At 69.7% G+C, this 21,394-nt stretch carries 21 protein-coding genes; 14 read left to right on the top strand and 7 right to left on the bottom strand.

The annotated features are described in order from the left end of the window. Positions 1–9 precede the first annotated feature (9 nt). The 5 genes from STARVERO_RS16700 to STARVERO_RS16720 all read left to right on the top strand — a co-directional run bounded on the left by STARVERO_RS16700 (position 10) and on the right by STARVERO_RS16720 (position 4,182). The gene (locus STARVERO_RS16700) at positions 10–606 is read left to right on the top strand and encodes a cob(I)yrinic acid a,c-diamide adenosyltransferase (protein ID WP_159600158.1); all 597 of its coding nucleotides are present in this window, start codon (positions 10–12) and stop codon (positions 604–606) included. Positions 607–617: 11 nt separating this feature from the next. Next, the gene (locus STARVERO_RS16705; protein ID WP_144341026.1) at positions 618–1,337 is read left to right on the top strand and encodes a rhomboid family intramembrane serine protease; all 720 of its coding nucleotides are present in this window, start codon (positions 618–620) and stop codon (positions 1,335–1,337) included. Positions 1,338–1,533: 196 nt separating this feature from the next. Beyond that, positions 1,534–2,283, top strand: a complete 750-nt coding sequence (locus STARVERO_RS16710; RefSeq protein WP_144341027.1) for an electron transfer flavoprotein subunit beta/FixA family protein — start codon at positions 1,534–1,536, stop codon at positions 2,281–2,283. A gap of 14 nt (positions 2,284–2,297) precedes the next feature. Further along, the gene (locus tag STARVERO_RS16715) at positions 2,298–3,251 is read left to right on the top strand and encodes an electron transfer flavoprotein subunit alpha/FixB family protein (protein ID WP_200837924.1); all 954 of its coding nucleotides are present in this window, start codon (positions 2,298–2,300) and stop codon (positions 3,249–3,251) included. Positions 3,252–3,300: 49 nt separating this feature from the next. Further along, positions 3,301–4,182: a 3-hydroxybutyryl-CoA dehydrogenase gene (locus STARVERO_RS16720; protein WP_144341029.1), complete on the top strand. Its 882-nt coding sequence runs from the start codon at positions 3,301–3,303 to the stop codon at positions 4,180–4,182. 13 nt (positions 4,183–4,195) lie between these two features. Here STARVERO_RS16720 and STARVERO_RS16725 read toward each other — a convergent pair whose 3' ends face one another. Further along, a complete protein-coding gene (locus tag STARVERO_RS16725) occupies positions 4,196–5,179 on the bottom strand; it encodes an aldo/keto reductase (RefSeq protein WP_244616794.1) in 984 nt (327 codons plus the stop codon). Positions 5,180–5,261: 82 nt separating this feature from the next. Between STARVERO_RS16725 and STARVERO_RS16730 the strand changes: the two genes are divergently transcribed. Further along, positions 5,262–6,083 (top strand): LysR family transcriptional regulator, encoded by an 822-nt coding sequence (locus STARVERO_RS16730; RefSeq protein WP_159600162.1) that lies wholly within the window; start codon positions 5,262–5,264, stop codon positions 6,081–6,083. A 6-nt stretch (positions 6,084–6,089) separates the two neighbouring features. Here STARVERO_RS16730 and STARVERO_RS16735 read toward each other — a convergent pair whose 3' ends face one another. Beyond that, positions 6,090–6,995, bottom strand: coding sequence for a DMT family transporter (locus STARVERO_RS16735; protein ID WP_422802175.1), 906 nt, complete (start codon positions 6,993–6,995; stop codon positions 6,090–6,092). A 217-nt stretch (positions 6,996–7,212) separates the two neighbouring features. On the opposite strand from STARVERO_RS16735, the gene STARVERO_RS16740 reads away from it, so the two are divergent. After that, entirely contained in the window at positions 7,213–7,515 is a 303-nt protein-coding gene (locus STARVERO_RS16740) for a hypothetical protein (RefSeq protein ID WP_144341034.1), read from the top strand. On the opposite strand, the gene tlpA is transcribed toward STARVERO_RS16740, so the two are convergent. Continuing rightward, positions 7,512–8,333, bottom strand: coding sequence for a thiol:disulfide interchange protein TlpA (tlpA, locus tag STARVERO_RS16745; RefSeq protein ID WP_244616795.1), 822 nt, complete (start codon positions 8,331–8,333; stop codon positions 7,512–7,514). The genes STARVERO_RS16740 and tlpA overlap by 4 nt on opposite strands. Before the next feature lie 27 nt (positions 8,334–8,360). Here tlpA and argH point away from each other — a divergent pair, with 27 nt between their 5' ends. Then, entirely contained in the window at positions 8,361–9,746 is a 1,386-nt protein-coding gene (gene argH / locus STARVERO_RS16750; protein ID WP_144341035.1) for an argininosuccinate lyase, read from the top strand. 620 nt (positions 9,747–10,366) lie between these two features. On the opposite strand, the gene STARVERO_RS16755 is transcribed toward argH, so the two are convergent. Next, the gene (locus STARVERO_RS16755; protein WP_159600166.1) at positions 10,367–12,733 is read right to left on the bottom strand and encodes a heavy metal translocating P-type ATPase; all 2,367 of its coding nucleotides are present in this window, start codon (positions 12,731–12,733) and stop codon (positions 10,367–10,369) included. Between the two features lie 78 nt (positions 12,734–12,811). Here STARVERO_RS16755 and STARVERO_RS16760 point away from each other — a divergent pair, with 78 nt between their 5' ends. The 3 genes from STARVERO_RS16760 (at position 12,812) to STARVERO_RS16770 (ending at position 15,460) form a co-directional block, all read left to right on the top strand. Next, complete coding sequence (locus STARVERO_RS16760) at positions 12,812–13,285, top strand: MerR family transcriptional regulator (RefSeq protein ID WP_159600168.1); 474 nt, start codon at positions 12,812–12,814, stop codon at positions 13,283–13,285. A 19-nt stretch (positions 13,286–13,304) separates the two neighbouring features. After that, on the top strand, positions 13,305–14,357 hold the full coding sequence (locus STARVERO_RS16765; RefSeq protein WP_159600170.1) for an aldose epimerase family protein: 1,053 nt from the start codon (positions 13,305–13,307) through the stop codon (positions 14,355–14,357). Positions 14,358–14,653: 296 nt separating this feature from the next. Beyond that, the gene (locus tag STARVERO_RS16770) at positions 14,654–15,460 is read left to right on the top strand and encodes a Bug family tripartite tricarboxylate transporter substrate binding protein (protein WP_159600172.1); all 807 of its coding nucleotides are present in this window, start codon (positions 14,654–14,656) and stop codon (positions 15,458–15,460) included. On the opposite strand, the gene STARVERO_RS16775 is transcribed toward STARVERO_RS16770, so the two are convergent. Next, the gene (locus STARVERO_RS16775) at positions 15,376–16,350 is read right to left on the bottom strand and encodes a LysR family transcriptional regulator (RefSeq protein ID WP_244616796.1); all 975 of its coding nucleotides are present in this window, start codon (positions 16,348–16,350) and stop codon (positions 15,376–15,378) included. The genes STARVERO_RS16770 and STARVERO_RS16775 overlap by 85 nt on opposite strands. Positions 16,351–16,469: 119 nt before the next feature. Between STARVERO_RS16775 and STARVERO_RS16780 the strand changes: the two genes are divergently transcribed. From STARVERO_RS16780 to STARVERO_RS16790, 3 genes are all read left to right on the top strand, one after another. After that, a complete protein-coding gene (locus STARVERO_RS16780; RefSeq protein WP_159600174.1) occupies positions 16,470–17,960 on the top strand; it encodes a CoA-acylating methylmalonate-semialdehyde dehydrogenase in 1,491 nt (496 codons plus the stop codon). Between the two features lie 170 nt (positions 17,961–18,130). Next, positions 18,131–18,841, top strand: coding sequence for a helix-turn-helix transcriptional regulator (locus STARVERO_RS16785; protein ID WP_159600176.1), 711 nt, complete (start codon positions 18,131–18,133; stop codon positions 18,839–18,841). Between the two features lie 78 nt (positions 18,842–18,919). Then, positions 18,920–19,294: a VOC family protein gene (locus STARVERO_RS16790; protein ID WP_159600178.1), complete on the top strand. Its 375-nt coding sequence runs from the start codon at positions 18,920–18,922 to the stop codon at positions 19,292–19,294. A gap of 27 nt (positions 19,295–19,321) precedes the next feature. Here STARVERO_RS16790 and STARVERO_RS16795 read toward each other — a convergent pair whose 3' ends face one another. Next, complete coding sequence (locus STARVERO_RS16795; RefSeq protein ID WP_159600180.1) at positions 19,322–20,257, bottom strand: prephenate/arogenate dehydrogenase family protein; 936 nt, start codon at positions 20,255–20,257, stop codon at positions 19,322–19,324. Then, on the bottom strand, positions 20,247–21,392 hold the full coding sequence (gene hisC / locus STARVERO_RS16800; RefSeq protein ID WP_159600182.1) for a histidinol-phosphate transaminase: 1,146 nt from the start codon (positions 21,390–21,392) through the stop codon (positions 20,247–20,249). The genes STARVERO_RS16795 and hisC overlap by 11 nt, the downstream gene beginning before the upstream one ends. Positions 21,393–21,394 lie beyond the last annotated feature (2 nt).

Raw genomic sequence — 21,394 nt, forward strand, 5'->3', positions numbered from 1 at the left:
GCATCTGCCATGGTCGTGCTGAACCGCATCTACACCCGTACCGGCGACGACGGCACCACCGCGCTCGGCACCGGCGAGCGCCGCGCCAAGCACGATCTGCGCGTCTGCGCCTACGGTACGGTGGACGAGACCAACGCCGCCATCGGCGTGGCGCGCCTGCACGCCGCCGCCCTGCCGGACATCGACGCGATGCTGGCCCGCATCCAGAACGACCTGTTCGACCTCGGCGCCGACTTCGCCACGCCCGACACCGGCGCCGATCTCGGCTACGAGCCGCTGCGCATCGTCGGCACGCAGGTCGACAGGCTGGAGCGCGACATCGACACCCTCAACGCCCCGCTGAAGCCGCTGCGCTCCTTCGTGCTGCCGGCCGGCACGCCGGCGGCGGCGCATCTGCACGTCGCGCGCACCGTCTGCCGGCGCGCCGAGCGGCTGGCGGTCGAGCTCTCCCAGACCCCGGGCGAGATCGTCTCGCCGGCGGCGGTGAAATATCTCAACCGGCTGTCGGATCTGCTCTTCGTCATGAGCCGCGCGGCCAATGCCCGCGCGGCGGACCAAACGGGTGGCGACGTGCTGTGGGTCCCCGCCGCCGGGCGCGGCGACTGAAGGCGCGGGCCATGCTCATCCCCTTCAACGACGACAACCCGCTCGAAGGCATCACCCACGCCTATGTCACCTGGGCGCTGATCGCGGCCAACGTGCTGGTCTTCCTGCTGCTCCAGCACGGCTACCGGCCGGAGATCGACGTCGCCTCGGCCTTCGGCTACGGCGCCATCCCCGCCGTGGTGACGCACGCCGCCGTGCTGCCGGACGAATATGCCCGCCTGCCCTCCGAGCTGACGCTGATCAGCTACATGTTCCTGCATGGCGGCTGGATGCATCTGGCCGGCAACATGGCGTTCCTCTGGGTGTTCGGCGACAATGTGGAGGACGCGCTCGGCCATGTGCGCTTCCTCGCCTTCTACCTGCTCTGCGGCATCGCCGGCGGCCTTGCCCATTCGCTCGCGGTGCCCGATTCCGCCTCGCCGCTGGTCGGGGCCTCCGCCGGCATTTCCGGGCTGGTCGGCGCCTATCTCATGCTGCATCCCAACGTGCGGATCTGGGTGCTGATGTTCATGCGCATCCCGCTGCGCATCCCCGCCGTCTGGCCGCTCGGCGCCTGGATCGCCTTCCAGCTGTGGAGCGTCATCGCGTCGGGCGACCAGGACACCGCCTGGTGGGCGCATATTGGCGGCCTGCTCGCCGGCGCGGTGCTCATCGTCTTCATGCGCCGCAAGGGCGTGCCGCTCTGGGTGATGACGCGCGACGGCACGCCGGACGGGCGTCCCCCGGTGTGAAATCGGGTCGCGCTCCGGCGTTGACAGGGCATAGGCCGAACCATAGTTTCGCGGCGTTTTCCGCGGGCCGATGCCGCTTCCCAGCCTCGCCTTCAGGCGCCCCTCCAAGACGCCCTGCTCGGCCTGCGGCGGCATCGCCTTCCCCGAATGCGGCTGCCAAGGGCGGACCCCTCCTCCGCCCGGCGGGAGAAGTGTGATGAAGATCCTGGTGCCCGTGAAGCGGGTGGTCGACTACAACGTCAAGATCCGCGTGAAGCCGGACGGCTCCGGCGTCGAGCTCGCCAACATCAAGATGTCGATGAACCCCTTCGACGAGATCGCCGTCGAGGAGGCGCTGCGCCTGAAGGAGGCCGGCAAGGCGAGCGAGGTCGTCGCCGTCTCCATCGGCCCGGCGAAGACCGACGAGACCATCCGCACCGCGCTCGCCATGGGCGCCGACCGCGGCATCTGGGTGAAGACCGACGAAGCCGGCATCGAGCCCCTCACCGTCGCCAAGCTGCTGAAGAAGGTCGTCGAGGCGGAGGGCCCGACCCTCGTCATCCTCGGCAAGCAGGCGATCGACGACGACTGCAACCAGACCGGCCAGATGCTGTCCGCCCTGCTCGGCTGGCCGCAGGCGACCTTCGCCTCGAAGGTCGTGCTCGGCGACACCGGCGTCGAGGTCACCCGCGAGATCGACGGCGGCCTTCAGACCCTGCGCCTCGACCTGCCGGCGGTGCTGACCACCGATCTGCGCCTCAACGAGCCGCGCTACGCCAGCCTGCCCAACATCATGAAGGCCAAGAAGAAGCCGATCGACGAGAAGTCCCCGGCCGATCTCGGCGTCGACCTCGCGCCCCGGCTCGAAATCCTCTCGACCTCGGAGCCGGCCGGCCGCACGGCGGGCATCAAGGTCGGCTCGGCCGCCGAGCTGGTCGACCATCTCAAGAAGGCGGGAGTGCTCTGACCATGGCCGATAGCTTGCCGACCCTGCTGCTCGCCGAACATGACGACGCCAGCCTGAACCCCGTCACCGCCCGCGCGCTCACCGCCGCGAAGGCGCTGGGCGCCCCGGTCCACGTGCTGGTGGTGGGCGAGAACGCCCGTGCCGCCGCCGAGGCCGCCGCGAAGCTCGACGGCGTCGCCGAGGTCCTCCTGGCCGACGCGCCCGCCTATGCCCATCGCCTCGCCGAGCCGGTCGCCGCGCTCGGCGTCGCGCTGGCGAAGGAATACGGCGCCGTCGTCGCCCCCTCCACCGCCGTGTGGAAGAGCGTGATGCCGCGCATCGCCGCCCTGCTCGACGTGATGCAGGTCTCCGACGTGATCGCCGTCGTCGCGCCCGACACCTTCGACCGGCCGATCTATGCCGGCAACGCCATCCAGCGCGTGCGCGCCACCGACGGCAAGAAGGTGCTGACCATCCGCACCGCTTCCTTCGCCGCCACCGGCGAGGCAACGGGCGTATCCTCGGCGCCGATCCGCGCCGTCGAGCCCGCCGGCACCGCGGCTGGGTCGAGCTTCGTCGGCGAGGAGATCGCCGCCAGCGCCCGCCCCGAGCTCACCGCCGCCCGCATCATCGTCTCCGGCGGGCGCGCCGTCGGCTCGGCAGAGAACTTCCACGCGGTGATCGAGCCGCTGGCCGACGCGCTGGGCGCGGCGGTCGGCGCCTCGCGCGCCGCCGTGGACGCGGGCTACGCGCCGAACGACTGGCAGGTCGGCCAGACCGGCAAGGTGGTGGCGCCCGACCTCTACATCGCGCTCGGCATTTCCGGCGCCATCCAGCATCTCGCCGGCATGAAGGACTCCAAGGTCATCGTGGCGGTGAACAAGGACGAGGAAGCGCCGATCTTCCAGGTGGCCGACTTCGGCATCGTCGGCGACCTGTTCGAGGTGGTGCCGGCTCTGAAGACCGAAATAGCTAAGGCAAAAGCCTGACGGGGCACTATACTGCCACCTGTCGGCGTGGGGCAAAACGGACGTTGTGATGGCTTTCGAGATCAAGCGAGTCGGCATTATCGGTGCCGGCCAGATGGGCAACGGCATCGCGCATGTGTGCGCGCTCGCCGGCTATGACGTCGTGCTGAACGACCTCGAGCTGGACCGCATCAAGTCGGGCCTCGCCACCATCAACGGCAACATGGCCCGGCAGGCCGCCAAGGGCCTGTATGGCGAGGACGAGAAGAAGGCCGCGCTCGGCCGCATCCACGGCACCGACCAGACGGCGGACCTCGCGGACGTCGACCTGGTGATCGAGGCGGCGGTGGAGAAGGAGGAGATCAAGCGCAAGATCTTCTCCACGGTCTGCCCGTTCCTGAAGCCGGAGGCGATTCTCGCCACCAACACCTCGTCCATCTCGATCACCCGCCTCGCCGCCTCGACCGACCGGCCGGAGCGCTTCATCGGCATCCACTTCATGAACCCGGTGCCGATCATGCAGCTCGTCGAGCTGGTGCGCGGTATCGCCACCGAGGATGAGACCTTCGAGCTGTCCAAGGCCTTCGTCTCGCGGCTCGGCAAGACCTATGCGGTGTCGGAGGATTTCCCCGCCTTCATGGTCAACCGCATCCTGCTGCCGATGATCAACGAGGCGATCTACACCCTCTATGAGGGCGTCGGCTCGGTGGACGCCATCGACACCGCCATGCGGCTCGGCGCCAACCACCCGATGGGCCCGCTGCAGCTCGCCGACTTCATCGGCCTCGACACCTGCCTGTCGATCATGCAGGTGCTGCACGAGGGGCTGGCCGATTCCAAGTACCGCCCCTGCCCGCTGCTGGTGAAATACGTCGAAGCCGGCTGGCTCGGCCGCAAGACCCAGCGCGGCTTCTACGACTACCGCGGCGAGAAGCCGGTCCCGACGCGGTGAGGGGCGGGCGTCCTCATCGGGGGCGCTCCTCCTCCGGCTGCCGCGCCAGCACCCTTTCGATCTCGGCCATGACGTCGGCGGGAAGTGGCCCGAAGGCGAGCGCACCGGCGAGGCCCTCGATCTGCGCCACGGTCCGCGCGCCCGGGATCGGGACGTTGCGGTCCGATTTCGCCCACAGCCACGCTAGCGCGCCCTGTGCCGGCGTGCGACCTCCACTCGTCAGCAGGTCGCGCACCGCGTCGAGCTGGGCGAGGAAAAGCGGATTGGGCCGCGCATTGCGGAAGTAGCCGGTCACGGTGTTCGCCGTCGCGCGAATGTCCCCGGCGGGCATGACCGACGCCGCGTCATATTTCCCGGTCAGCAGGCCCATGCCGAGCGGCGAGCGGATGAAGGCGTGCAGCCCTTTCTCCTGAACCGTCGCCTGCATCCCCGGCGCGTCAATGAAGATGTTCATGGCGTGCTGGACCGCCATGAAGCCGGGCCGGTCGGCCACCGCCCGCACGCTCGCCGACAGGTCGGTGCTCCAGCCATAGGCGCACACCTTCCCCATCCCCCACGCCCGTTCCATCGCCTCGAACAGCGGCTCCACCTGCGGCACGGAAAGGTCGTTGAGATGCAGGAACAGCACGTCGATCCTGTCGCGCTCCAGCCGGGCGAGGCAGCGGTCTATGGCCGGCAACACTGCGCGGGGATCGGTCTCCTCGCCCAGCAGTTGCCGCTTCTCCTCGTCGATGGCGATGCCGATCTTGGTGGCGACCAGCGCCTCCGGCCGACCTTTCAGAGCCCGCGCCAGCAGGCGCTCCGCATGGCCGGCGCCATAGACCGCCGCGGTGTCGAACAGCGCGATACCCGCTGAGAGCGCGGCATGAATGGCGCGGATCGATTCGCCGTCATCGGCATTCGTGTAGCCCAGCGGCTCGGCGCCGGAGAACATCGGCCCGCCGATCGGCCAGCATCCCATTCCCAGCGGCGCAATCTCGGTGTCGAGCAGTTTCATGGTGGCTTCTCGCGTTGCGAACCACGTCACTACGCCACACGAATGTCGCTTCACCTATGAAACCTGTTGTAACGATCATTTCATGAATGAAAGTGACTTCGACTGGGACGATCTTCGCCTGTTCCTCGCCGTGGCGCGACACGGAGGCCTTGGTCCGGCATCCGGCGCCACCGGCAAGAGCGCGCCGACGCTGGGCCGACGCATGCTGGCGCTCGAGCGCCGGCTGGGGCTGGAGCTGTTCGAGCGGCAGCCGCGCGGCTACGCGCTGACCGATCAGGGCAGGGAGCTTCTCTCCCGTGCGATCGAACTCGAAGGCCGCATCACCCCGCTCGCCGAGGCGCGGAACAACGGCGCGCTGCCGGTGGTCAAGATCTCGGCGGGAAGCTGGGTGACACGTCTGCTCTGCGCGCACGCCCCAACCCTCACCGCGGACGACGCGGTGGCGCTGCGCTTCATAGCGGCCGACCATGTGCTCGACATCGCGCATCGCGAGGCAGTGATCGGCATCCGCAACCGGCGGCCCGACCAGCCGGGCCTCGCCTACCGGCGCACAAGCCGTGTACAGTTCGCCGTCTATGCGGCGGATGCCGGCGTCGCCGCCTGGGTGCGGGTGATCGGCACGACGCCCTCCGCGCACTGGGTGAAGCAGCAGGCGGATGCCTCCCCGGCCATCGAGGTGACGCATCCACGCAACGCGCTCGACCTGGCGCTGGCGGGAGCGGCGAAGGCGGTGCTGCCCACCTTCGTCGGCGACGCCGAGACCGGCCTGCGTCGGCTCGGGGCGCCCATCGAGGAGCTGGAGCACGAGCAATGGCTGGTCACGCACCACGAGGACCGCTTCCTCACCCCCGTGCGCCGCGTCATCGAGCGCGTGCACGCGGTGCTGAAGACGACCTTGGGCTGATCCGCGTCAGGCGCGGCCGAAACCGTTCGCCACCCACCGCGCCGGCCGCCCGTCGATCGCCGCCAGCCCCAGCGCGATCACGCCGAAGCCGAGGAATTCGCGCGGCTCCAGCGCCTCGCCGAGGAACAGCGCCCCGAGCAGGATCGCGCTCACCGGCACGAGGAAGGTGACCAGCGAGATGTTGGTCGCCCCGTTCCGCGCCAGGATGCGGAAGAAGATGACATAGGCGATACCGGTGGAGAGCACGCCGAGCCCGGCCAGCGCGCCCAGCACGTGCGGCGAGGGTACCGGCAGCAGCCACGGCCGGTCGATCAGCAGCGCCACCGGCGCCAGCAGCAGGCTGGAGGCCGCGAGCTGCGCCATCGCCACGCCGAGCGGCGGCAGGTGCCGGAAGCGGCGGCCGTACACGCTGGCGAAGCCGTAGGAGACCGTCGCCCCGATCGCCGCAAGCTGCGCCGGCAGCTGGTGCCCGCCGAGCTGGCCGAGCAGCGCCGGCCCCATCATCACCGCGACGCCGGTGAAGCCCAGCGCGACGCCCACCAGCTTGCCGGCGGTGAACTTCTCGTCGCGCGTGAAGGCCTGTGCCACCAGCACGGTGAAGAGCGGCGTCGCCGCGTTGAGAATGGAGGACAGCCCGCTCGGCATGTGCTGCTGCGACCAGGCGATCAGCCCGAAGGGAATGATGTTGGCGATCAGCGCCAGCACCGCGAACTCCGCCGCCAGCCCCCGGTTCAGCGGCAGCCGGACGCCGCGCGCCCGCGCGATCACGAACAGCGCCAGAGCGCCGATGGCGACGCGGCACAGCACCATGGTCAGCGGCGGGATCTCCTTCACCGCCACCTTGCCGAAGAAGAAGGAGCCGCCCCAGATCAGCGCCAGCAGCACCAGCGCGCCCCAGTCGGCCGCGGCCATCGGCATCGGTCCGGCGACGGAAGTGGCGAGCCCGGTGCGGGCAACAGGCTTCGAAGCGGGCTCCGAAGCGGACATGGATGGCTCCTGCGGCGCGTGAAGCCGCCTCTTAGTCCTTCCCGCGACGCCACGCCACCCGTTTCGCGCCATCGCAGCCAATAGATGCATTATTATACAATACAACCTATAGTCATCGCAGTGGCGGGATCGGGAGGCGGGAATGGCGGTCTTGATGGTTTCCTTCCGCGTGGGCGACGCGGGAAATCAGGCGGAGCGCCGGCATTCCATCGTGCAGCACATCCGCGAGGCGGCCCTCGGGGCGGTGCTGCAGGAGGCGGGGTCGCTGTTCATCATCGAATCGGCCTGCGGCGCCTCGACGCTGGCGACGCTCATCCGCACCCGCTCGGCGATGGAGCCCCTGTGGGACGGGCTGCTCGTCATCGATCTCTCGGAGAAGGACTACCAGGCCTGCGGGCAGATCAGCTACCCCCTGACTCTCCACCGCCTCATGGTGCGCCGCTAGGGCGCCGGCGAGGCGGCGGCGGGCTCCCCCCCGGCCAGCGCCGCCTTCACCAGCGCCACCGCGTCCGCGCTCGCCCATTCGGCGGGGCCGGCGATATGGCCGATCTCGCAGCCCTTGGCGTCGATCAGCATCGTGGTCGGCAGGCCGAAGCCGCGCCCCACCGCGCGCAGGTCCTGGAAGGCCTGCGCCTTCGGGTCGGCATAGAGCGCCAGATTCTTGATGCCGATCTCGTCGAAGAACGCCTTCGGCTTGTTCGGGTCGCGCGTGTCGATGTTCACCGCCACCACCTCGAAGCCCGGCGTGCCCGCGCCGCCCTTGGCGCCGAGGCTGGCCTGCAACTCGTCGAGCGCCGGCATCTCCTTGCGGCACGGCACGCACCAGGTCGCCCAGATGTTGACGAGCTTCAGCCCGTCGCCGCCCACCGCCGACAGCGTCGTCGGCGCGCCGTCCGGGCCGAGGAAGGCGAGATCGGGAATGCGGGTGGGCTTCAGCGTCGGCGCGAAGGCGGCAAGCTCGCCCCTGGCGAGGCCGGCGATGCGCCGGGCGGTGTCGCTCGCGGCGCGGCAGGCCTCGTCGGGCGCCCCCGCCACGGCCGGCGCCGGCTCTTGCGCCACCTCCGCGCCGCCGTCCGGCGCGCTCTGCGCATCAGCTCCGACCGCAACGGCGTTGCGCCCGCCGCCCCCGATCCCGTATACGCCTGCCAGCCCGGCGATGGCGCCCAGCAAGACGGCGGCGGCCACGATCAGGGCGAACCGGCCGCCGGACCGCCCCGAACCGCTGCCAGCGGGCTCGACGGTGTCCTCAGGTCGTTCAGTCATGGCCGTCCTCGCGGAGAAAAGTCTAACATGAGCAACAAGATGTGGGGCGGCCGCTTCGAGACCGGGCCCGATGCGATCATGGAGGAGATAAACGCCTCCATCGGTTTCGACCAGCGCCTGTACGCGCAGGACATCGCGGGGTCGAAGGCCCATGCCTCGATGCTGGCGGCCCAGGGGATCATCGACAAGGCTGATGCCGAAAAGATCGTCGCCGGTCTAGACACGATCCTGTCAGAGATCGAGAAGGGCGACTTCACCTTCCAGCGGGCGCTGGAGGACATCCACATGAACGTGGAATCGCGCCTGGCGACGCTGATCGGCGCCTCCGCCGGCCGCCTCCACACCGCCCGCTCGCGCAACGACCAGGTGGCGACCGACTTCCGCCTCTATGTCCGCGACACCGTCGACACGCTCGACACCCAGCTCAGGGACCTCCAGCAGGCGCTGGTGGAAAAGGCGCTGGCCCATGCCGATACGGTGATGCCCGGCTTCACCCATCTGCAGACCGCCCAGCCCGTCACCTTCGGCCACCATCTGCTCGCCTATGTCGAGATGCTCGGCCGTGACCGCGGCCGGCTGGCGGATGCCCGCGCCCGGCTCAACGAGTGCCCGCTCGGCGCCGCCGCGCTCGCCGGCACCTCCTTCCCCATCGACCGCTTCGCCACCGCGAAGGCGCTCGGCTTCGACCGGCCGACGGCAAACTCGCTCGATTCCGTCTCCGACCGCGACTTCGTGCTGGAGACGCTGGCCGCCGCCTCGATCTGCGCCATGCACCTCTCCCGCTTCGCCGAGGAGATCGTGATCTGGACCTCGCCGCTCACCGGCCTGCTCAAGCTGTCCGACCGCTTCACCACCGGCTCGTCGATCATGCCGCAGAAGCGCAACCCGGACGCCGCCGAGCTGGTGCGCGCCAAGATCGGCCGCATCGCCGGCGCGTTCTCGGGCCTGCTGATGGTGATGAAGGGCCTGGCGCTCGCCTATGCCAAGGACATGCAGGAGGACAAGGAAGGCGCCTTCGACGCCCTCTCCACCCTCTCGCTGATGATCGCCGCGACGGCCGGCATGGTGCGCGACATGGTGCCGGACGCCAAGCGCATGAAGGAAGCGGCCGGCGGCGGCTATTCCACCGCCACCGACCTCGCCGACTGGCTGGTGCGCGTGCTCGGCCTGCCCTTCCGCGAGGCGCACCACGTCACCGGCCGCATCGTCGCGCTGGCGGCGGGCAGGGATGTGCCGCTGCACAAGCTCTCGCTGGCCGAGATGCAGGCGGTGGAGCCGCGCATCAACGAGGACGTGTTCGGCGTGCTCTCCGTTTCGAAATCGGTGGCGAGCCGCGTCTCCTATGGCGGCACCGCCCCGAAGAACGTGCGCACGCAGGCGAAGCGCTGGCTGAAGCAGCTCGCGAAGAAGTAGTCGAGCCGGCCGCACTCCCTCTCCCCGGCGGGGAGAGGGTTGGGGTGAGGGGTCTTGGACGCTCCGCAAGCGTGTCTCCCCCTCACCGACCCGCGGAGCCTGTCCTCGGGCTCGCCGCAGGCGAGACCCGTGGGCGGGGAGAGGAGTTTCCTGATCGTCATCCCGGACGAGCGGAGCAAGAGCCGGGATCGCGTTCCGCTCGCTTTTCTGCAGCCGATCCCGGATTGGCCTGCGGCCATTCCGGGATGACGATGAAACCCACCACAATGTCATCCCCGGGCTTGGCCCGGGGATCCGCGTCTTCCCCGCGCCAAAGGCGTGGATGGCCGGGCCGGGCCCGGCCATGACGGTGCATGGACGGCGCTCTTCTCCCGGGCACCCCACCCGCCCCACGACCATCACCCCGGCGCGCCCCTCGTGTCCCGGCCCAGCGATGCCAAAGGCGGAGCGCCGAGCCGGGACCCAGCGCAAGACTCTTCCGGCAAGTCCCCTTCGGCAATCACGGCCGGAAGCCACTCGCGAGGAAAGACGCGACGCTCCCGGACAACCGCCGTCATGGCCGGGCCCGGCCCGGCCATCCTCGCCTTCCCCGCGCTCCCAGGCTCGGCCGAATCCCCCGGTCAGCTCTCCCGTCGGCCCAGCAATCTCAGCGCATTCGCCGTCACCAGAACGGTCGCGCCGGTATCGGCGAGGATGGCCGGCCACAGGCCGGTGATCCCGGCGATGGTGGTGACGAGGAACACCGCCTTCAGCCCAAGCGCGAGGGTGATGTTCTGGTGGATGTTGCGCATGGTCGCCCGCGACAGCGCGATCATGCCGGCGACATCCGCGACCCGCCCGTGCAGCACGGCGGCGTCCGCCGTCTCCAGCGCCACGTCGGTGCCTCCGCCCATGGCGATGCCGACATCCGCCGCCGCCAGCGCCGGGGCGTCGTTGATGCCGTCGCCCACCTTGGCGACGGTCAGCCCCTCGGCCTTCAGTTCGCCGACGATGCGCTGCTTGTCGGCCGGCATCAGCCCGGCCCGCACCTCGATGCCGAGGTCGCCACCGATGGCCTTCGCGGTGCGCTCATTGTCGCCGGTGAGCATCACCGTGCGGATGCCCGCCGCCTTCAGCGCCGCGAGGCCGGCGCGGGCATCGGCGCGCGGCTCGTCGCGCATGGCGATGACGCCCTCGGCGCGGCCGTCCGCCAGCAGCACCGAGACGGTCTTGCCGGCATCGTTCAGCGCGCCGATGGCCGCCTGCTGCTCGGTGGTCAGCGGGGCGCGCGCGGCCGCCGCCTTGGGCGAGCCGAGGAACAGCGCCACCCCGTCCACCGTGCCGCTGACGCCCTCCCCGCCCAGCGCGCCGGCGTCGCGCGCCGCCGGATAGGCGAGCGAGCGGGCTTCGGCCTCGGCGAGGATCGCCACCGCCAGCGGATGGGTGGAGCCCGCCTCCAGCGCGGCGGCGCGGGCCAGCAGGGCCGCCTCGTCGCCGTCGAAGGCGATGAGATCCGTCACCTTCGGCTTGCCCTCGGTCAGCGTGCCGGTCTTGTCGAGCGCCACCGCATTGACCGTGCGCAGCACCTCCAGCACCGCGCCGCCCTTGATCAGCAGGCCGCGCCGCGCGCCCGAGGCGAGCCCGGCCGCGATGGCCGCCGGCGTCGAGATGACCAGCGCGCAGGGGCAGCCGATGAGCAGGATGGCGAGGCCCTTGTAGATCCACTCGTCCCAGGCCGCGCCGGCGACGAGCGGCGGCACCACTGCCACCAGCGCCGCCAGCACCATCACGAAAGGCGTGTACCAGCGCGAGAAGCGGTCGATGAAGCGCTCGGTCGGCGCCTTGCTCTCCTGCGCCTCCTCGACGAGGCGGACGACGCGGGCGATGGTGTTGTCGGACGGCTCGGTGGTGGCGCGGACGGTGAGCGCCGCCTCGCCGTTCACCGTGCCGGCGAAGACCGTGTCGCCCTTCTCCTTGCCCACCGGCACGCTCTCGCCGGTCACCGGCGCCTCGTTCACCGAGCCGGCGCCCTCCAGCACCTCGCCGTCGGCGGGAATGCGCTCGCCCGGCCGCACGAGGATGACGTCGCCGATCCGCAGGTTCTCGGCCGGCACCTCGCGCGTGCCGCCCGCCTCGACGACCCGCGCGGTCTTCGGCACCAGCGCCGTGAGGGCGCGGATGGAATCGCGCGCCCGGCCGGCGGCGACGCCTTCCAGCAGTTCGCCGACGAGGAACAGGAACACCACCGCCGCCGCTTCTTCCGACGCGCCGATGATCACCGCGCCGACGGCGGCGATGGTCATCAGCGTCTCGATCGAGAAGGGCGTGCCGGCCAGCGCCGCCATCACCGCGCGCCGGGCGATCGGCACGAGGCCGATCAGCAGGGCGGCGATGAAGATCCACGGATCGAACGCGGGAAAGAAATGCCCGACCCCATAGGCCGCCGCCAGCGCCGCGCCGCAGACCACCGTCAGCCGTGCCTTGCCGCTCCGCCACCACGGCCCGTCGCCCGGCAGATGGGTGTGGTCGTGCGCGTGGCTACCAGTGCTACCCGTCGCTACTCCATGGGCCTCGTCTGCTACTCTCCGGGGCCCGTCTGCTACGGGTTTTGCTACTCCCTCTGCTACCCTCCCGGCGGGGGTAGCGGCGCCGGCGGACGGCGCATGCCGATGGCCCGCATGATCATGGTCCGCGTGGTCGTGGTCCCCGTGGTCGTGCCCGCCGCATGCCCCGTGGTCGTGGTCATGATCATGCCGTGCCTCATCGGCCGGCGCGGGCCCCCGCGCGGCGGGCCGGAGCAGCGGCATGATGCCGTAGCCGAGGCCGGAGACGCGCTTCTCCACCAGCGCGAGATCGGCGCCATCATGTTCCACCGTCATGGTCCCGGCCGTCACCGAGACCGACACGTCCGCCACCCCGTCGAGCCGCCGGACGGCGGTGTCGATCTTGCTGGCACAGGACGCGCAGTCCATGCCGTCGATGCGGTAGCGGGTCTTCACGGCCGACATGTCGCGGCTCCTCTTCCTGCCTTGCCTTCACGTCGTCGGCACACTAATTCCTCTAGTGACTAGAGGAGCAAGCGCGAAATGAAGGGTCATTTCAGCATCGGGGAGGCAGCCCGCGCGAGCGGCGTGAAGGTGCCGACCATCCGCTACTACGAGGAGATCGGTCTCCTCCCCAGCCCGCCCCGCACCGAGGGCGGAAGGCGTTCCTACGGCGCCGAGGACATGCGCCGCCTGGCCTTCATCCGCCACGCGCGCGAGCTCGGCTTCGAGATCGATGCTATCCGCACGCTACTGCAATTGCAGGACAATCCGAATCAATCCTGTGCCGCTGCGGATGCTATTGCCCGGGATCATCTCGTTGCCGTGGAGCGCCGCATCGCCAGCCTCACGGCGCTGCAGGCCGAGCTGATGCGCATGGTGGAGGGCTGCTCCCACGGCCATGTCGCGGGTTGCCGGGTCATCGAGATCCTTGCCGACCATGGCGAGTGTCGGCACCATCACGGCCCCGCCGAGCCGACGGCCGGCAGCGCGCCGGCTTTCGCCGACCGGCTCTGAGACCTACCGACAGGGCGATATGATGAGTGGCACGGTCATGCAGATCGGCGCGGCGCCGGATGGCGATCCGATCCACGAGATCGTCCTGACCGGCCCGGACGGAACGCGGGCGCGGGTGCTGAGCTGGGGAGCGACGCTGCGCGACCTCGAGGTTCCCGGCTCGGGTGGCGTGATGCGTCGGGTCGTGCTCGGTTATGACGACCTCTCCTCCTATCTCGCCAACCCCGCCTATCTCGGCGCCACCTGCGGACGCGTCGCCAACCGCATCCGCAACGGCCGCTTCACCCTGAACGGGCGTGTCTACGAGCTGGCGCGCAACGAGCGGGGCGTCACCCATCTGCATGGTGGCGCGCGGGGCTTCTCGCATCGGTCGTGGCGGGTTGAAACAGCCGCGGGAAACGCCGTCACGCTCGCCTATCGTTCGACCGACGGCGAGGAGGGTTATCCCGGCACGCTCGACGTGCTCTGCACCTACCGGCTCGTCGCGCCGTCCACGCTGGAAATCGAAATGACGGCCCGAACCGACGCGCCGACGCCGGTCAGCCTCGCCCATCATTCCTATTTCACCCTCGACCCCGGCCATTCGGTGCGCGAGCTGGAGGTCGCGGTGGCCGCGCGGCACTACACGCCCGTCGATGCGGACCAGATCCCGACCGGCGAGATTGCACCCGTCGACGGGACACCGTTCGATCTGCGCAGCTTCCGGCGCCTCGCCGATCAGGGGATCGGCTTCGACACAAACTTCGTGCTCGATGACGCCGGCCCTGCTGCCGGCGATCCCGCCGCGCCCAGGCTCGTCGCCCGGGCCCGCTCGTCACGCAGCGGCATGGCGATGGAGGTGCGCACCACGGCGCCGGGCCTCCAGCTCTATGACGGCGCGCATCTGCCCGTCACGAACCATGGAATCGGTGCTCTGACGCATGGAGCGCATGCGGGAATCTGCTTCGAACCGCAGTATTTCCCGGACGCGGTGAACCGGCTCGGCTTCCCCCCGCCGTGGATCACGCCCGACGCGGGCTTCCGACAAGTAACGACGTACCGTTTTTGCACGGATAACGTGTCCCGACGGTAACAGGTCTGGCCGAAGCGACCTGATAGCCGCTTCGTCAGCTTCCCGCGCTCCGTGCAAACAATTATGTCGATATTGAAATCATCTTCGTGGCAAATCCCTCGCAGGCTGGCCGCGCAGAACCCATGCACCGTCGTCGCTTCATTGCCGGACTTGCCGCGGGCTGTCTCGGGCTCCCTGCAGCTTACGGTCAATCCGAGAACGGAACTCGCGCAACGGACACATCCGGGGCCGGCGAGCCGCTGACCCTGTTCGTGCCCGGTCCTGAGAACAGCGGCCTTGCGGCGCTGGGCCGAAGCATGGCCGCCAGCCTCGACGCGGAAGGCTTCGCTTCGACGCTCGCCTACGATCCGCGCGGCTCGGGCGCCGGAATAAGGAGCTTCGCCGACCGATTCTCTTCGCACGGCAATGCCCTGATGGCCGGAAGCTTCGGCATGATCGGCGCCTCCATACTGGCGCGCCTCCCCCTCACGCTCGACAATCTCACCCCGGTGGCGCGGCTCACCACCGAATACGCGGTGGCCGCCGTGCGACCGGATTCCCCCTATGTGTCGCTGCGCTCTTTCCTGACCGCGCTGAAGACCGATCCGGGCGCGATCCTGTTCGGCGGTGGCACCGTGGGCACGGTCGATCACATCCTCGCCGCGATGATCGCAAGGCAGGCGGGGCTCAAGGCCGGCCAGCTCCGCTACAAGTCGATCATCGGCGGTACCGGGGCCATCGATGCGGTGCTTCAGGGCGAGTTCACCTGCGTGCTCGGCGGCCTGAGCGAGTTGCAGCCGCGCCTCGCGCTCGGGCAGCTCAAGGCACTGGCCGTCTCGGCGCCACAGCGCCTTCCGGGCATCGCCATACCGACCTTTCTCGAGCAGGGCGCGCCCATCGAGCTGGCCAACTGGCGCGGTGTGTTCGCCCCGCCCGGCATCGACGCCCCGCGTCTCGCCCACCTCACCGCGCTGACCGACCGGATGGTGACCGGCGCGACCTGGAAGGCCATGCTCTTCCGCTACAACTGGACCGGCGACTATCTCGCGGGACCGGGCTTCGGCGCCTTCGTGCGCAGCGAAACCTCGCGCGTGCGGGTGCTGCTCGCCGAACTTGGGCTGTAGCCGGCCTCAGGCGTGAAGCCTGCCCGCTCCTCGCGCACCGCGCCGGCGATGAAATCCTCTACTATGCGGATGCGCCGCAGGTCGTGGATGTCGGCATGGGTGACGAGCCAGTAGGAGCGGCGGAAGCTCAACTCCGGAAGCACGCGGACGAGCCCCTCATGCCCCAGCGCGGCGTAGTCGTGCAGGATGCCGACACCTGCCCCCGCTCGCACCGCCTCCATCTGGCCGACCACGCTCGCGCATTCCAGCCGGCGCGCCTCCACCTCGCGGAACGCCTCGAAATAGTCCAGCGCCGGGCTGTAGACGAGGTCGGCCACATAGGTGACGAGCAGCCGTCCATTGAGGTCCTTGAGACTGTCGATCGCGCCGGTGCGCTCGAGATAGTCGCGCGCCGCATAGACGCCGAGCGTGTAGTCGGTGAGCTTGCGCGCCACGAGCCGCCCCTCCGCCGGCCGCTGGAGGGTGACGGCGATGTCGACCTCGCGCTTGGGCAGCGAGAAGCTGCGCGGCAGCGGGGCGAGCTGGATGTTCAGCCCAGGATGCTCCTCGGCGAGGCGGCCGAGGCGCGGGGCCAGGAAATAGGTGCCGAAGCCGTCCGGCGCGCCGATCCGCACCGTCCCGGCAAGCGCGAGGTCGACATTGCCCAGCGCCGCCTGCGCCTGCAGCATCTCGGTCTCGATGCGCTCGGCATGGGCAAGCAGCCGCTCGCCGGCCGGCGTCAGCTCGCTGCCGGTGGTGCGCCGCTCCAGCAACTTGGTGCCCAGGCCCGCCTCCAGCGCGCCGAGCCGGCGTCCCACCGTGGCGTGATCGAGCCCAAGCTGCCGCGCCGCCGCGAGCATCTGCCCGGCACGCGCGACCGCGAGAAAGATGCGGAGATGGTCCCAGTCCATGGCCTCCCGTTCCGATGTCTTTTTGTGTGATTCTGCACAACGGATGCGGAAACATCGTCGTTGAAGTGAAGTCTTTCGACAAGCACAACCATCGAAGGACAAACTGAGGGGAGATCGCCATGGCGGTCATCGGTCACTATATCGGCGGCAAGGTCGTCGCCACGGCGGGACGTTCGGCGCCGGTCTTCGATCCGTCCACCGGCGCCCAGTCGGGCGAGGTGCTGCTCGCTTCCACCGCCACGGTGGGCGAGGCGGTCGCCGCCGCCGCCGCCGCCTTCCCGCGCTGGGCCGACACGCCGCCGCTGACCCGCGCGCGCATCCTCTTCAAGTTCAAGGCGCTGCTGGACCGCGACATCGACGCGCTGGCCGCCGCCATCACCCGCGAGCATGGCAAGACCTTCGAGGACGCCAAGGGCGAAGTCACCCGCGGCATCGAGGTCGTCGAGTTCGCCTGCGGCATCCCGCACCTGATGCGCGGCGATTTCACCGAGCAGGTGGCGCGCGGCGTCGACGTGTTCTCCGCCCGCCATCCGGTCGGCGTGGTCGCCGGCATCACCCCATTCAACTTCCCGGCCATGGTGCCGATGTGGATGTTCCCGGTGGCGCTGGCCTGCGGCAACAGCTTCGTGCTCAAGCCCTCCGAGAAGGACCCGACCCCTTCGCTGATGCTGGCCGAGCTGCTGACGGAAGCCGGGCTGCCGGCGGGCGTGTTCAACGTCGTGCAGGGCGACAAGGAGGCGGTCGACACGCTGCTGACCCACCCGGACGTCGCCGCCGTCAGCTTCGTCGGCTCCACCGCCATCGGCGAGTACGTCTACAAGACCGCCGCGGCGCACGGTAAGCGCGCGCAGGCGCTGTGCGGCGCCAAGAACCACCTGGTAGTGATGCCCGACGCCGACCTCGACAAGACCGTCGACGCCCTGATGGGCGCGGGCTACGGTTCGGCCGGCGAGCGCTGCATGGCCGTGTCGGTCGCGGTGGCCGTGGGTGGCGTCGGCGACGCGCTGATGGAAAAGCTCGTGCCGAAGGTGCGTGCGCTCAAGGTCGGTCCCGGCCTCGACCCCGACAGCGAGATGGGCCCGCTCGTCACCAAGGAACATCTCGCCAAGGTGCGCGGCTATGTCGACGCCGGCCTCGCCGAGGGCGCGGAGCTCGTCGTCGACGGGCGCGGTCTCAAGCTGCACGGCTATGAGGACGGCTACTTCATCGGCGGCTGCCTGTTCGACCGGGTGACGCCCGAAATGAAGATCTACAAGGAAGAGATCTTCGGCCCGGTGCTCTCCGTCGTGCGCGTCGACCGCTTCGACGAGGCGCTGAAGTTGGTCAACGACCACGAATACGGCAACGGCGCCGCCATCTTCACCCGTGACGGCGACTCAGCCCGCGCCTTCGACCGCGACGCCAAGGCCGGCATGATCGGCATCAACGTGCCGATCCCGGTGCCGGTGGCCTTCCATTCCTTCGGCGGCTGGAAGCGGTCGATCTTCGGTGATCGCAACGTCTACGGCATGGAAGGCGTGGGCTTCTACACCAAGATGAAGACCACCACCGCCCGCTGGCCTGCCGGCATCCGCGAGGGCGCCCAGTTCGTCATGCCGACGACGGGCTGAAGCCTCGCGCCTTCCCGAAGATCGACGTCATGCCCGGCCTCGCGCCGGGCATCCACGACGCGCTTCTTCGCGCCGAGCTCCAAGGCATAGATGGCCGGGCCAGGCCCGGCCATAACGGCTGCACCCCTGCTGCCATTATCTGACAGCAGGGCTCGCGCTATGATCGGCGTATGTCGCGATCCGAACGCCTCTTCGATCTCCTGCAGGTGCTGCGCCGCCATCGCCGGCCGGTGAGCGGGCGCGCGCTCGCCGAGGAGATCGGCGTGAGCCTGCGCACCCTCTATCGCGACATCGCCAGCCTGCAGGCCCAGGGCGCCACCATCGAAGGCGAGGCCGGCGTCGGCTATGTGCTGCGTCCCGGCTTCCTGCTGCCTCCGCTGATGTTCCCGCCAGAGGAGATCGAAGCGCTGGTGCTCGGCTCGCGCTGGGTGGCCGAGCGCGCCGACGGCCGCCTCGCCGAAGCCGCGCGCTCGGCGCTCGCCCGTATCGGCGCGGTGCTGCCGCCGGACCTGCGCGAGGAGATGGAAGGTTCAGCGCTGTTCATCGCGCCGGGCGCCCCGATCCCCGCCGACGCCATCGACCCGGCGATCCTGCGCAAGGCGATCCGCACCGAGCGCAAGCTCGCGTTGCGCTACAGCGACGCCAACGGAACGGCGAGCGAGCGGGTGGTCTGGCCCTTCGCGCTCGCCTTCTTTGATCAGGTCCGGCTGTTGATCGGTTGGTGCGAACTGCGCGACGATTTCCGCAGCTTCCGCACCGACCGGATCGCCACGGTCGAGATGACGGAGACGCGCTACCCGACCCGGCGGGCGGACCTGCTGCGCCAATGGAAGCAGGTGAAATACGCGCAGCACGCGCAGGAATCGTTCAGCGGCGAATGATGCGGCGCCCGATCATGCTGACGAAAACTGGCAGCAGGTCCGGCTAGCTTCCCTCCGAACAATCGATCGGGGGCGATCATGATCGACGCAAGCAAGATCCTTCTCTACGTCAACGATCCCGCCGCGAGCGCGCGCTTCTACGGGTCGCTCCTGGAGCGCCGACCCATCAAGGAAACCCCCAGCGTGGCCGTGCTGGAGCTGGCGCCCGGCATGTCGCTCGCCCTGTGGCGGCGCGACGGGGTGAAGCCGCTGCCGCATCTGCGCGCCGGCGGCAACGAGATCGGCTTCCGGGTGGCCGACGCTGCCGCGGTCGACGCCCAGTACGAGTGCTGGGCCAACAAGGGCGTGCCCATCGCCCTGCCGCCGACCGACCTCGATATCGGCCGCAGCTTCGTGGCGCTCGATCCGGACGGGCATCGCCTGCGGGTCTACGCGACAGACAAGGACATGTGAGCCGGCGGGCGCGCCGCCGGCGCTCTCTCAATCCCGCTCGCGGCCGAAGTCCGGCGCGGCGGTCTCCTGACCGATCTCGATGATCGAGCGGCGGATGGCGCGCGTGCGGGTGAACAGGTCGAACAGCGCCTCGCCCTGTTCCCAGCGTATGGCCCGCTGCAACGCGATCAGGTCCTCGGTGAAGCGGCCGAGTACCTCGATCACCGCCTCGCGGTTGTTGAGGAACACGTCGCGCCACATGGTCGGGTCGGAGGCGGCGATGCGGGTGAAGTCGCGGAAGCCGCCGGCCGAGTACTTGATCACCTCGGACTGCGTGACCTTCTCGAGGTCCGCCGCCGTGCCGACGATGTTGTAGGCGATGAGATGCGGCACATGGGAGGTGATGGCGAGCACCAGATCGTGGTGCTCGGGCGTCATCGTCTCGACATTGGCGCCCATCGCCGTCCATAGCTCGGATAGCCTCGCCACCGCCGCCGGGTCGGCTCCCTCGGGCGGGGTGAGGATCGACCAGCGGTTCTTGAACAGCGTCGCGAAGCCCGCGTCGGGACCGGAATACTCGGTGCCCGCCACCGGATGGCCGGGGATGATGTGCACGCCTTCGGGCAGGTGCGCGCGCAGCGCGTTCAGCACCGCCCCCTTCACCGAGCCGACATCGGAGACGATGGCCCCACGCTTGAGGTGCGGAGCGATTTCCTGCGCCACCGCGCTCATGGCGCCAACGGGTACGCAGAGAATGACGATATCGGCATCCGCCACCGCCTGCTCGGGCGTATCGGCGACGAGATCGGCGAGGCCGAGCGCGCGGGCACGCTGGCGCACGGCGTCCGCGCCGTCATAGGCGACCAGCGTGCCGGCGAGGCCCCGCGCCTTGGCCGCGCGAAGGATCGACGAGCCGATGAGGCCGACGCCGATGACGGCGAGCCGCCCGACGATCGGGCTGGCCAGCGGCGGATCAAGCACCATGACCCGCGTCCTTCTTGCCCGCATCCTTCCCGCCAAAGAACTCCTTCAGCGTGTCGATCAGCAGACGGTTGGCCTCCTCGGTGCCCACAGTCAGGCGCAGGGCGCCCGGCAGGCCGTAGGAATCGACCCGGCGCAGGATCAGGCCGCGCTGGGTGAGGAAGGCGTCCGCGTCCTTCGCCGTGCGGCCCGGCTCGTCCGGGAAATGCACCAGCAGGAAGTTGGTCACGCTCGGCGTCACCGTGAGGCCGAGCGCCGTCAGCTCGCGGGTGAGCCAGGGCAACCAGGTCTCGTTATGCGCGATGGCGGTCTCGACATGCGTGGTGTCCTCGATCGCCGCGACGGCCGCCGCGATCCCCGGTGCGCTGACGTTGAAGGCACCGCGGATGCGATTGATCGCGTCCACCACCTCGGCCGGCCCATACAGCCAGCCCACGCGCAGCGCCGCGAGGCCGTAGATCTTCGAGAAGGTGCGTAGCATCACGACGTTCGGGCAGGTCGCCACCAGCTCGATGCCGGACTCGTAGTCGTTGCGGCGGACATATTCGGCATAGGCGGCGTCAAGCGCGAGCAGCACATGCGGTGGTAGCCCGCGCTGCAGGCGCTTCACCTCGTCGAAGGGCAGATAGGTGCCGGTGGGATTGTTCGGATTGGCGAGGAAGACGACGCGCGTCTTGTCCGTCACCGCCGCCAGCAGCGCGTCGACATCCGAACGGTAGTCCTTCTCCGGCGCGACCACCGGCGTCGCCCCCGCCGCCAGCGCGGCGATGCGGTAGACGAGGAAGCCATGCTGCGAATAGAGCACCTCGTCGCCCGGCCCGGCGAAGGCGACGGCGGTCAGCATCAGCAGCTCGTCCGAGCCAGTGCCGCAGACGATGCGCGCCGGGTCGAGCCCGTAGGTGGCGGCGATCGCCTCGCGCAGCTTCAGCGACGACCCGTCGGGATAGAGCTCCAGCGCGTTGGCGGACTGGAAGGCCTCGATGGCCTTCGGGCTGGCGCCGAGCGGGTTCTCGTTGGCGGAGAGCTTGTGCACCTTCACGCCCGCGCCACCCTGCGACTTGCCCGGCACATAGGCCTCGATCACCATCACGCCGGGGCGGGGGACGGGGCGGTTCGGACGGGAAGCGGCGGACGACATGG

This window comes from Starkeya nomas (genome assembly GCF_902703545.1).
GTDB classification, from domain to species: Bacteria; Pseudomonadota; Alphaproteobacteria; order Rhizobiales; family Xanthobacteraceae; genus Ancylobacter; species Ancylobacter moscoviensis.